Here is a 604-nt window from a genome sequence, read left to right on the forward strand (position 1 = left end):
TATCAAATAAAGGTCAAAAACAGAAAATAAATAGAATTATTTAAATTTGTTACAGTAAGTTAATAAGGCATATTTTAGCTCCTTCACAATGAAAAAGGTTATCATTTACATAACAATAAGTTATAAGAACATCTAGCCATCCAAACTTCCAAACGTCTCATATTTAAGAAAGTTTACATTGAAATATCCATCAGTAATTTTCTCTTTTTACCTCTAAATAAATATCGAAAATTCATGACATTCACTTAAAATTGAAAGCCATATATAGACAATAAAAATTAGTAATTAGGATATAAAATCCGCATTAGTGATGATAAAACCCCCTATTTAAATATTGGTCAATTATAATAATCACTTAGTTAAGATAATATATCCTCACTTCAAACCACCCTAGCTTTAACACCCTTAATTGCATATACCTTTGATAATTGACCTTAAAAGTAATTAGCTTTGAATAGAGCGAGCCACTCTGTTATTTTTCTCGAATTTCCCGTACTCCCCTCTTTAAATGGAGAGGCTTAAACTAAAACAAATCGTTTATACCCAAATAATCTCAATATGCTGGGTTCAGCAAGACTTAGCTGGTTTCAGGCAAGGCACCGAT

It is taken from the genome of Vibrio penaeicida (genome assembly GCF_002933855.1).
GTDB classification, from domain to species: domain Bacteria; phylum Pseudomonadota; class Gammaproteobacteria; order Enterobacterales; family Vibrionaceae; genus Vibrio; species Vibrio penaeicida_A.